Here is an 11,976-nt window from a genome sequence, read left to right on the forward strand (position 1 = left end):
CCACCCAGGAGAAACACCCCATGCGTAAACCTTTTGCTTTTGCTCTGATGCTGGCCGCTGCCATGGGCCTGGCTGCTTGCGATAAAGCGAGCGAAGACAAAGCCCAGGACGCACAGCAACACGCCGAGCAAGCCCAAGAGAAGATGGGCGAAGCTCAGGATAAGATGAACGAAGCCGCCAAGGAAAACGCCGAAGCCGCCAAAGATCAGGCCGAAGCGCAGCAGAAGGCCGCCGAGGAAGCCGCGCCGACTACCCCAGCGCCGACCACTGCACCTGCCGAACCTGCCAAGCAGTAATCGCGCAGTACAAAAAAACCCGACAATGTCGGGTTTTTTTGTACCTGCGTTTAACGCTGAAAGGCTTCAGCCGGCAATACCGGAAGTGTCCTTGCCTGGCTCTACCGACACACTTTCGGTCGGTGTGAACACCATCACTTCCAGCACATGGGAATGGAACTCGCGGCGATACAGGATGAATACAACGCCGACGCTCATGACCATGAACAACCAGGGGCTGATGAACCAGCTCAACATGGCCATGCCGAAGTAATACGAACGCAACCCCAGGTTGAACTGGTTGGCGGCCAGCGACAGTACTCGTGCGGCCCGAGAGGCGAAAGCCTTGCGTTCGAGTTCGTTGACCAGACGCTCGCCGATCATCGGGGCCGAGCCCACCAGCACCGCGGCGAAGTTGTATTGGCGCATGCACCAGCTGAAGGTAAAGAAGGCGTAGACGAATACCGTTGCCAGGCACAGCAGCTTGATTTCCGACATGCCTTGCGAGGCCTGCTGTACCAATGGCAGGTCGGCCAGCAGCGACAGCGCCCGATCCGATGCACCGAGCACGGTGAGGATACCGGCGAGGATGATCAGGGTACTGGAGGCGAAGAACGACGCGTTGCGCTCCAGGTTGCCGATCACGCTGGCATCGGCGATGCGGTTGTCGCGCAGCAGCATGCGGCGCATCCAGTCTTCGCGGTACAAGTGCAGCACGCTGGCCAGGCACGCCGTGTCGCGACCTTTCCAGATGGCGTAGCGGGTGTAGCCGCCCCAGCAGATGGCGAACCAGCAGGCGGCCAGGAGGTTGCCCAGGTTGTTTTGGATGAAGCTCATGCAGGAATCCCGTGAAAGAGAAACAGACCGGTTTTCGACGTCCGGATTCGCCATAAGACACATGTGCGCCATTTTTGGCTTTTCCTGCACTGGCCTCTTCGCGGGTAAACCCGCTCCCACAGGGATCGCACGGTGACTGTGGGAGCGGGTTTACCCGCGAAGAGGCCAGTGCAGGCAATAAAAAACCCCGCTCCTTCACAGGAAGCGGGGTTTCGATATCCACCTTGGTCAGGCGCCCTTCGGCTTGTGGCCAGCGCCCTGCCCTTCAGGTTTCAATCCATCAGGCCAGCGCCTCGCGCGGCTTGCCCAACATGCGGTCGAAGACCACGGCGGCGGCCAGGGTGACCACCGAAGGCACCAGCCAGGCCATGCCTTCGTTGCTGAACGGCAGGTGAGCCAAGGCGTCAGGCAGTACGTGGGCAAAGCTGCTGCCCTTGATCGCATCGACAACGCCGAACACCAGCGACACCAGCATGACCGGGGCCAGGATGCGGGTTGGTGAATTCCACAGGTCCTTCACGAAGCTCAGGCCCACGACCACGATGCACGGCGGGTAGATCGCCGTCAGCACGGGAATCGAGAACATGATCAGCTTGGTCAGGCCCAGGTTGGAGATCACCAGCGAGAAGCCGGCCAGGATCACCACCAGGGTGCGGTACGACAACGGCAGGATCTGGCTGAAATACTCGGCGCAGGCGCAGGTCAGGCCAACGGCGGTCACCAGGCAGGCCAGGGCGATCAGCACGGCGAGGAAGCCGCTGCCCAGGGAACCGAAGGTGTGCTGCACGTAGGCATGCAGGACCATCGCGCCGTTGGTGGCGTCGGCGGCGATGTCATGGCTGCCCGCGCCGAGGCGGAACAGGCTGACATACACCAGCACCAGGCCGACACCGGCAATCAGGCCGGCGATGATGGCATAGCGGGTGATCAGCTTCGGCGACTCGACGCCACGTGAGCGGATGGCGTTGACGATGACGATACCGAAGACCAGGGCGCCCAGGGTGTCCATGGTCAGGTAGCCATCGGAGAACCCTTTGGAGAACGCAGCGGCGGCGTAGGCAGGCTGGGCCTCGCCAATGGTGCCGGCCGGCAGGGCGAAGGCCGCGATGCCCAGCACCGCCAGGGCGATGATCTTCAACGGCGCGAGGAAACGGCCCACGGTGTCGAGCAGCTTGCCCGGGTACATGGACACGGCCAGCACCACGGCGAAGTACACGATGCTGTAGATAAGCAGCGCCGTCGGGCTCTCGCCGGTCAGCGGTGCAACGCCCACTTCGAACGACACGGTCGCGGTACGCGGAGTGGCGAACAGCGGGCCGACGGAGAGGTAGCACACGGCCGCCAGCAGGCCACCGAAGAACTTGCCGATCGGGCTGCTCAGGGCGTCCATGCCGCCACCGACCTTGGCCAGGGCGATGACGGTGATGACCGGCAGGCCTACGGCGGTGACCAGGAAGCCGAGTGCGGCCATCCATACGTTCGGGCCGGATTGCAGGCCGACGATGGGCGGGAAGATGATGTTGCCGGCGCCGACGAACAGCGCGAACGTCATAAAGCCAAGTGCCAGGATATCCTGGCCTTTTAACACTTTCATTTAAGGAAATACCACACTGCTGAAATCGGGAGTCGGAGGGGATTTCCCATAGGATGAAGGGAAATGCTGCCCGGCTTGGTGAGCCAGACCCGTTTAGCGTGTCGTTCCCTTTTGGGGTACGGGCACAGAGTGAACGCGTAGCCTACCTGTTTTGCCTGACAAACGCACTGGCACAGTGCTGCTTGTCCGATGTGCGTATGTGTTTGTCGTCTGGTTGAACGTGTTAGGCGACAATTTATTGCTCATTTGGGTAGATGTCTGGTTGAAAATCCTGATTGAGGTGATCGAATTTTCCCCATCACCTGTGCCGGCCTCTTCGCGGCTAAACCCGCTCCCACAGGGATTGTGTGATGCCCTGTGGGAGCGGGTTTACCCGCGAAGAGGCCGGCACAGCCGCAACAACGACAAAGGCCACCCGAAGGTGGCCTTTGTGCGCGTGGGGGGTACTGCGTGTTACTTACTTCTTGACTTCCCAGCCAGTCAGCTCGGCCAGGGCCTTGCCGATGTCAGCCAGGGAACGCACGGTTTTAACACCGGCGTCCTGCAGGGCGGCGAACTTCTCGTCCGCAGTACCCTTGCCACCGGAGATGATGGCGCCAGCGTGGCCCATGCGCTTGCCCGCAGGTGCGGTAACACCGGCGATGTAGGAAACGACAGGCTTGGTCACGTTGGCCTTGATGTAGGCCGCGGCTTCTTCTTCAGCGGAACCGCCGATCTCACCGATCATGACGATCGCTTCGGTCTTCGGATCTTCCTGGAACAGCTTCAGGATGTCGATGAAGTTGGAGCCCGGGATCGGGTCACCGCCGATGCCGACGCAGGTCGACTGGCCGAAGCCGGCGTCGGTGGTCTGCTTCACAGCTTCGTAGGTCAGGGTGCCGGAACGCGAAACGATACCGACCTTGCCTGGCAGGTGGATGTGACCCGGCATGATGCCGATCTTGCACTCGCCCGGAGTGATCACGCCTGGGCAGTTCGGGCCGATCAGGGTCACGCCCAGCTCGTCGCACTTGACCTTGGCGTCCAGCATGTCGAGGGTAGGAATACCCTCGGTGATGCAGACGATCAGCTTGATGCCACCGAAGGCGGCTTCCAGGATCGAGTCCTTGCAGAAAGGAGCCGGTACGTAGATGACCGACGCGTCAGCGCCGGTGGCTTCTACAGCTTCTTTCACAGTGTTGAACACCGGCAGGCCCAGGTGGGTGGTGCCACCCTTGCCCGGGGTGACGCCGCCGACCATCTTGGTGCCGTAGGCGATGGCTTGTTCGGAGTGGAAAGTACCCTGCGAGCCGGTGAAGCCCTGGCAGATGACTTTGGTGTCTTTATTGATCAGGACGCTCATTACTTGCCCTCCGCAGCTTTGACAACTTGTTGAGCAGCGTCGGTCAGGCTGGTTGCCGCAATGATGTTCAAACCGCTTTCTGCCAGTACTTTAGCGCCCAGTTCGGCGTTGTTGCCTTCGAGGCGAACGACAACCGGAACCTTGACGCCGACTTCTTTCACAGCGCCGATGATGCCTTCGGCAATCATGTCGCAGCGAACGATGCCGCCGAAGATGTTGACCAGGACGGCCGCGACATTGCTGTCGGACAGAATGATCTTGAACGCTTCGGTAACGCGCTCTTTGGTAGCGCCGCCGCCCACGTCGAGGAAGTTGGCTGGCTTGCCGCCGTGCAGGTTGACGATGTCCATGGTACCCATGGCCAGGCCGGCACCGTTGACCATGCAGCCGATGTTGCCTTCAAGGGCAACGTAGTTCAGTTCGAACTTGGCGGCGTGGGCTTCACGGGCGTCGTCCTGCGACGGGTCGTGGAAGGTCTTCAGCTTCGGCTGACGGTACATGGCGTTGGCGTCGATGTTGATCTTGGCATCGAGGCAGTGCAGATCGCCGTCGGCCTTGATCACCAGCGGGTTCACTTCCAGCAGGGCCAGATCGTGATCCTTGAACAGCTTGGCCAGGCCTACGAAGATCTTGGCGAACTGCTGAACTTGCTTGCCTTCCAGGCCCAGCTGGAACGCCAGCTCGCGACCCTGGAACGGCTGAGCGCCGACCAGCGGATCGATGGTGGCCTTGAGGATCTTCTCAGGAGTGTCGTGAGCGACTTTCTCGATGTCCACGCCACCTTCGGTGGAAGCCATGAACACGATGCGGCGGCTCGAACGATCGACTACAGCGCCCAGGTACAGCTCTTTGGCGATGTCAGTGCAGGATTCGACCAGGATCTTGGAAACTGGCTGACCATTGGCGTCGGTCTGGTAGGTAACCAGGTTCTTGCCAAGCCACTGGGCAGCGAACGCCTTGGCGTCTTCCTTGCTGCGAACCAGCTTGACGCCGCCCGCTTTACCGCGACCACCCGCGTGAACCTGGGCTTTTACAACCCACTCGGAACCGCCGATCTTGTCGCAGGCTTCTGCTGCAGCTTCAGGGGTGTCGACTGCGAAACCCTTGGAAACTGGCAGGCCGTATTCAGCGAACAGCTGCTTACCCTGATACTCGTGAAGATTCATGCTTTTTACCGTCTTCGTTAGGTACTGCGCTTCGGCGCTGCGCCATTACTGGCGCCGCACCACCTGTGACCGTTGACCCCGGGTTTTCCCATGTGATCCGGTCCGGCGGACGTTCCGCGGTGAGTCTTGCACGCAAGACCCACGACGGGCAGACCGCCGTGGTTTCTTATAATTAACGCTTCTTACGGTTGGCGACGTGAATGGCACCGCCATTCACCGCCAGCGCTGCTTCATGCAACGCTTCGGACAGGGTCGGATGGCTGAAGACCATCATGCCCAGATCCTCGGCACTGGTGCCGAATTCCATTGCGATCGCGCCCTGCTGTACCAGTTCGGCAGCCGACGGGCCAATCACGTGAACACCCAGGACGCGGTCGGTCTTGGCGTCGGCGATGACCTTGACGAAACCACCGGTATCGTTGGCTGCCATCGCACGGCCGCTGGCCGCGAACGGGAAGGTGCCTACGTTAACCTCAACACCCTCGGCCTTCAAGGCTTGTTCGGTCTTGCCGACCCACGCGATTTCCGGGTGGGTGTAGATAACCGACGGGATCAGGTCGTAGTTCATCTGGGCCTTGTGGCCCTTGATGCGCTCGACGACCATGATGCCCTCTTCCGAGGCCTTGTGCGCCAGCATCATGCCACGCACCACGTCACCGATCGCGAATACGCCCGGAACGCTGGTAGCGCAGTGATCGTCGACGAAGATGTAGCCACGCTCGTCGATGGTCACGCCGCTGTCGGCGGCCAGCAGGTCGGTGGTCACCGGACGACGGCCGACCGCGACGATCAGCTTGTCGAAGGTGATCTTCTGCTCGCCTTCGGCGTTGGTGTAGGTGACTTCGACTTCGTTGCCGTTGACTTTCGAGCCGGTGACGCGAGCGCCCAGCTTGATGTCCAGGCCTTGCTTGGTCAGGGTCTTCTGGGCTTCTTTCGACACGGCGGTGTCGGCAGCCATCAGGAAGGTGTCCAGGGCTTCCAGGACGGTGACTTCGGCACCCAGGCGAGCCCATACCGAGCCCAGCTCCAGGCCGATCACGCCGGCACCGATGACGCCCAGGCGCTTCGGTACGCTCTGGAATTCCAGGGCGCCGGTGGAGTCGACGATGACGTTCTGGTCGACCGGGGCCGGCGGAATGTCGATCGGACGCGAACCGGAGGCCAGGATCACGTTCTCGGCTTCGATGACTTCGGTGGTGCCGTCAGCCTTGGTGACTTCGACTTTCTTGCCGGCCAGCAGCTTGCCGTGGCCCTGGATCGAAGTGACGCCGTTGGCCTTGAACAGGGTGGCGACGCCACCGGTCAGGTTCTTGACGATGCCGGCCTTGCGGCCAACCATCGCGGCAACGTCCATCTTCACTTCACCAGTGGAGATACCGTGCACGTTGAAGCTCTCTTTGGCTTCCTTGTACTTCCAGGAGCTGTCCAGCAGCGCCTTGGACGGAATGCAACCCACGTTCAGGCAGGTGCCGCCCAGGGCCAGCTTGCCCTCGGCGTCGGTGTATTTCTCGATACAGGCAGTCTTCAGACCGAGTTGGGCAGCCTTGATGGCGGCAACATAGCCGCCAGGACCTGCACCAATCACCACTACGTCGAATTTCTGGGTCATAAAAGATTCCTTATCAGCTACAAGCTACAGGCCGCCTACCGCACGGCCCCGCCTCTTGCGAAGAGCGGGGCCGGCGGCGCGCGGCTAGTTGATTAGATGTCCAGCAGCAGGCGAGACGGATCTTCCAGCAGGTTCTTGATGGTCACCAGGAAGGTTACCGCTTCCTTGCCGTCGATCAGGCGGTGGTCATAGGACAGCGCCAGGTACATCATCGGGCGGATCACCACTTGGCCATTGATGGCCATCGGGCGCTGGATGATGTTGTGCATACCCAGGATCGCGGCCTGCGGCGGGTTGACGATCGGGGTCGACATCATCGAGCCGAAGGTACCACCGTTGGTGATGGTGAAGGTACCGCCAGTCATCTCTTCGATCGACAGCTTGCCGTCACGGGCTTTCTTGCCGAAGGTGGCGATGCCGTTCTCGATTTCGGCCAGGCTCATCGATTCGGCGTTGCGCAGCACCGGTACCACCAGGCCACGGTCGCTGGAGACGGCGACGCCGACGTCAGCAAAGCCGTGGTAGACGATGTCGTTGCCGTCGATCGAGGCGTTGACCGCCGGGAAGCGCTTCAGCGCCTCGGTGGCCGCCTTGACGAAGAACGACATGAAGCCCAGGCGCACGCCGTTGTGGGTCTTCTCGAACAGGTCCTTGTACTTCGAACGCAGGGCCATGACTTCGGTCATGTCGACTTCGTTGAAGGTGGTCAGCATGGCCATGTTCGACTGTGCTTCGACCAGACGCTCGGCGATCTTGGCGCGCAGGCGGGTCATCGGCACGCGCTTCTCGGTGCGGTCGCCAGCGGCGACGACGACCGGGGCAGCGGCAGCGGCGGCCGGCTTGGCAGCCGGTGCAGCGGCAGGGGCCGACTTCTTGTTGGCGACGGCAGCGACGACGTCTTCCTTGGTGATGCGACCGCCCTTGCCGGTGCCGGCAACGGTAGCCAGGTCGATGCCGTTCTCTTCAGCCAGCTTGCGCGCGGCTGGAGCGGCGACCGGGTCGTCTTCGCCAGCATCGGCGGCAGCGGCGGCCGGAGCAGCAGCGGCAGGCGCGGCAGCCGGAGCTGCGGCGGCGGCGGCGGCGCCACCTTCAACGATCGAGCCCAGGACTTCGTCGGACAGGACGGTGTCGCCCTCGCCCTTGACGATGGCGCCCAGCACGCCGTCGGCGGTGGCCAGGACTTCCAGGACGACCTTGTCGGTCTCGATGTCGACGATCAGCTCGTCACGCTTGACGGCGTCGCCCGGCTGCTTGTGCCAGGTGGCAACGGTGCCATCGGCAACCGATTCCGGGAAGGTTGGGGCTTTGATCTCGATAGCCATTATCTGTGTTTCCTTAAATTCGGTTTCAGGTGCGCGAGGCGTTAGACAGTGAAGGCGTCTTGCAGCAGTTTTTCCTGCTGTTCGGCGTGCTTCGATGCATAACCACAAGCTGGCGCGGCGGAAGCGTCGCGGCCGGCGTATTCCAGGACCAGCGCCTTGTTGTGGCGGCCCAGGATACGGCGCATGTGGTGCTGGCTGCTGTACCAGGCGCCCTGGTTCATCGGCTCTTCCTGACACCACACTGCGTGCTTGAGGTTGGTGTAAGGCGCGAGGATTTCGACCAGGTCGTCCTCAGGGAACGGATACAGCTGCTCGATACGCACGATGGCGATATCTTCGCGGCCTTCGGCACGGCGTTTTTCCAGCAGATCGTAGTAGACCTTGCCACCGCACAGGACCAGGCGCTCGACCTTGGCAGGATCCAGGGTGTCGATTTCCGGGATCACGGTCTGGAACGAGCCATCGGCCAGGTCTTCCAGGGTCGAGATGGCCAGCTTGTGGCGCAGCAGCGACTTCGGCGTCAGCACGACCAGCGGCTTGCGCAGCGGACGGATGACCTGGCGACGCAGCAGGTGGTAGATCTGTGCCGGGGTGGTTGGCACGCAAACCTGGATGTTGTGCTCGGCGCACAGCTGCAGGTAGCGCTCCAGACGCGCGGAGGAGTGCTCCGGACCCTGGCCTTCATAGCCGTGCGGCAGCAGCATGGTCAGACCGCACAGGCGGCCCCACTTGTGCTCGCCACTGGTGATGAACTGGTCGATCACCACTTGCGCACCGTTGGCGAAGTCGCCGAACTGGGCTTCCCAGATCACCAGCGCGTTCGGCGTGGTGGTCGAGTAGCCGTATTCGAAGGCCAGTACCGCTTCTTCCGAGAGGAAGGAGTCGTACAGGTCGAAACGCGGCTGGCCCGGGAACAGGTTCTTCAGCGGCACGTAGGTGCTGGCGTCCTTCTGGTTGTGCAGCACCGCGTGACGGTGCGAGAAGGTGCCACGGCCGATGTCCTGGCCGGTCATGCGGATCGGGTGACCTTCGAACTGCAGGGTGGCGTAGGCCATGGTCTCTGCATAACCCCAGTTGATCGGCAAGCCACCGGCCTGCATCTTCTGGCGATCTTCGTAGATCTTCGCGACCTGGCGCTGGACGACGAAACCTTCAGGCAGCTCGAGCAGCTTGGCCGACAGCTCCTGCAGGGTCTTGAGGTCGAAGCGGGTGTCGTGACGCGCGGTCCAGGCATGGCCCAGGTACGGACGCCAGTCGACGAACAGCTCGCGGTTCGGCTCCTTGACCAGGCTCTTGACCACGTGCAGGCCATTGTCCAGGGCGTTGCGGTACTCGTCGATCTTGGCCTGGGCGCGCTCGGCGTCGATGCGACCGGCGCTGATCAGTTGCTCGGCGTACAGCTCACGGGTGGTGCGCTGCTTGCTGATCTGCTGGTACATCAAAGGCTGGGTGCCGTTCGGCTCGTCGGCCTCGTTGTGGCCGCGACGACGGTAGCAGACCAGGTCGATGACCACGTCACGCTTGAACTGCATGCGATAGTCGATGGCCAGCTGGGTGACGAACATCACCGCTTCCGGATCGTCGCCGTTCACGTGCAGGATCGGCGCCTGGATCATCTTGGCAACGTCGGTGGCGTACTCGGTGGAGCGCGCGTCCAGCGGGTTGCTGATGGTGAAACCGACCTGGTTGTTGATCACGATGTGCACGGTGCCGCCGGTCTTGAAACCGCGGGTCTGCGACATCTGGAAGGTTTCCATGACCACACCCTGGCCGGCGAACGCTGCGTCACCGTGGATGGAGATCGGCAGGACCTTGTCGCCAACGGTGTCGTTGCGGCGATCCTGGCGGGCGCGAACCGAACCTTCCACCACTGGCGAGACGATTTCCAGGTGGGAGGGGTTGAACGCCATGGCCAGGTGGACTTCGCCACCGGGAGTCATCACGTTGGAGGAGAAGCCCTGGTGATACTTCACGTCACCGGAGCCCAGCTCGTTCATCTTCTTGCCTTCGAACTCGTCGAACAGCTCGCGCGGGTTCTTGCCGAAGGTGTTGACGAGCACGTTGAGGCGGCCACGGTGGGCCATGCCGATCACGACTTCCTTGGTGCCGTAGGAACCGGAGCGCTGGATCATTTCGTCCAGCATCGGGATCAGGCTTTCGCCACCCTCGAGGCCGAAGCGCTTGGTGCCCGGGTACTTGGTGCCCAGGTACTTCTCCAGGCCCTCACCGGCCGTGACGCGCTCGAGCAGGTGAGCCTGCACGTCGGCGGAGAATTCCGGACGGCCACGTACGCTTTCCAGGCGCTGCTGGAACCAGCTGCGCTGCTCGGAATCGACGATGTGGGTGAACTCGGCGCCAATGGTGCGACAATATGTCTTCTGCAGCGCTTCGAAGATTTCGCGTAGGCTCGCTTCCTCTTTGCCGATGAACAGGTCGCCGGCACGGAAGGTCGTATCAAGATCGGCATTGGTCAAGCCGTAGTGATTGATCGACAGGTCTACGGGCGCAGGACGCTGCCACAACCCCAACGGGTCGAGCTTGGCAGCCTGATGGCCGCGCATACGATAGGCCTGGATCAGTCGCAGCACTTCAACCTGCTTCTTCTCGTGTTCACTGCTCACGCTCCCGGCGGATACCGGTTGGGCGCGGCGCTGGTTCTTTGCCAGCAGTACGAAATGGTCGCGGATCGTCGAGTGCGATACATCGGTAGCGGTGCTGCCGTCGGCGGGCAACTTCTGGAAGTAAGTGCGCCACTCTTCTGGCACAGCGTTAGGGTCGTGCAGGTAGAGCTCATAAAGCTCTTCCACATATGCAGCGTTACCACCTGAAAGGTGGGCGCTATCCCACATGCGCTGCATCACGCTTTCTTGCATGCTTGGTCACCCTCGGTTAGGGGACTGATCGGCGAGAGCCACAGCAAACCTGGAAAAGTCCGAACACAGCGACTGAACCACGCCACCTGGATCCTGCTGATTTTCCGGGTACCAGCCCGGAAGCCCCTGCTGGTCTCATATCTTCATAGGTAATGAGCGCGGGCTTTTTGGGCCCTTGCTCGGGTTTTACCTCAGTGCGGGCTCACCACCCGCACCTCGGCTTACTGCAGGTACAACGCTTTGAATCAGGTGCCGCTTTGCAGCAGCATGTTACGTACGTGGCCGATTGCCTTGGTCGGATTCAGACCTTTCGGGCAAACGTTCACGCAGTTCATGATCCCGCGGCAGCGGAATACGCTGAACGGGTCATCCAGGGACGCCAGGCGCTCCTGAGTCTTGGTGTCACGGCTGTCGGCCAGGAAGCGGTAGGCCTGCAGCAGTGCGGCGGGGCCCAGGAACTTGTCCGGGTTCCACCAGAACGACGGGCAGGAGGTCGAGCAGCAGGCGCACAGGATGCACTCGTACAGACCGTCCAGCTTGTCGCGATCTTCCGGCGACTGCAGACGCTCGATGGCCGGGGCCGGCGTGTCGTTCTGCAGGAAAGGCTTCACCTTCTCGTACTGCTTGTAGAAGATGCTCATATCGACCACCAGGTCACGAATGACCGGCAGGCCAGGCAGCGGACGCAGGACCAGCTTGTTGCCCTTGACCACACCCGACAGCGGGGTGATGCAGGCCAGGCCGTTCTTGCCGTTCATGTTCATGCCATCGGAACCGCACACGCCTTCACGGCAGGAGCGACGGTACGAGAAGCCCTCGTCCTTTTCCTTGATCAGCGCCAGCACGTCCAGAACCATCAGGTCCTTGCCGCCGGTATCGACGTCGAACGACTCCATCTTGGGCGCCGAGTCGGTGTCGGGGTTGTAACGATAAACTTCGACTTTCAACATAGCAGCCA

9 protein-coding genes are annotated in these 11,976 nt (G+C 61.7%); 1 reads left to right on the forward strand and 8 read right to left on the reverse strand.

The window, feature by feature from the left end; genetic code table 11:
• The first annotated feature begins 20 nt into the window (after positions 1-20).
• Positions 21-296, forward strand: a complete 276-nt coding sequence (locus AC0MAZ_RS21175; protein ID WP_050706517.1) for a hypothetical protein — start codon at positions 21-23, stop codon at positions 294-296.
• 66 nt (positions 297-362) lie between these two features.
• Here the strand turns inward: AC0MAZ_RS21175 and AC0MAZ_RS21180 are convergent, their stop codons facing one another.
• From AC0MAZ_RS21180 to AC0MAZ_RS21215, 8 genes are all read right to left on the reverse strand, one after another.
• Positions 363-1,112: a DUF599 domain-containing protein gene (locus AC0MAZ_RS21180; RefSeq protein ID WP_203651816.1), complete on the reverse strand. Its 750-nt coding sequence runs from the start codon at positions 1,110-1,112 to the stop codon at positions 363-365.
• Between the two features lie 280 nt (positions 1,113-1,392).
• Positions 1,393-2,706, reverse strand: coding sequence for a branched-chain amino acid transport system II carrier protein (gene brnQ / locus AC0MAZ_RS21185; RefSeq protein WP_110739479.1), 1,314 nt, complete (start codon positions 2,704-2,706; stop codon positions 1,393-1,395).
• A gap of 457 nt (positions 2,707-3,163) precedes the next feature.
• On the reverse strand, positions 3,164-4,048 hold the full coding sequence (gene sucD, locus AC0MAZ_RS21190) for a succinate--CoA ligase subunit alpha (protein WP_004376004.1): 885 nt from the start codon (positions 4,046-4,048) through the stop codon (positions 3,164-3,166).
• Entirely contained in the window at positions 4,048-5,214 is a 1,167-nt protein-coding gene (gene sucC / locus AC0MAZ_RS21195; RefSeq protein ID WP_023629628.1) for an ADP-forming succinate--CoA ligase subunit beta, read from the reverse strand. The genes sucD and sucC overlap by 1 nt, the downstream gene beginning before the upstream one ends.
• A 172-nt stretch (positions 5,215-5,386) precedes the next feature.
• Positions 5,387-6,823, reverse strand: a complete 1,437-nt coding sequence (lpdA, locus tag AC0MAZ_RS21200; RefSeq protein WP_110739478.1) for a dihydrolipoyl dehydrogenase — start codon at positions 6,821-6,823, stop codon at positions 5,387-5,389.
• A 92-nt stretch (positions 6,824-6,915) separates the two neighbouring features.
• Positions 6,916-8,145, reverse strand: coding sequence for a 2-oxoglutarate dehydrogenase complex dihydrolipoyllysine-residue succinyltransferase (gene odhB, locus AC0MAZ_RS21205; protein ID WP_475859069.1), 1,230 nt, complete (start codon positions 8,143-8,145; stop codon positions 6,916-6,918).
• 41 nt (positions 8,146-8,186) lie between these two features.
• A complete protein-coding gene (locus tag AC0MAZ_RS21210; RefSeq protein ID WP_186734737.1) occupies positions 8,187-11,018 on the reverse strand; it encodes a 2-oxoglutarate dehydrogenase E1 component in 2,832 nt (943 codons plus the stop codon).
• Between the two features lie 245 nt (positions 11,019-11,263).
• The gene (locus AC0MAZ_RS21215; protein ID WP_012315348.1) at positions 11,264-11,968 is read right to left on the reverse strand and encodes a succinate dehydrogenase iron-sulfur subunit; all 705 of its coding nucleotides are present in this window, start codon (positions 11,966-11,968) and stop codon (positions 11,264-11,266) included.
• Positions 11,969-11,976 lie beyond the last annotated feature (8 nt).

The organism is Pseudomonas sp. A, assembly GCF_056270345.1.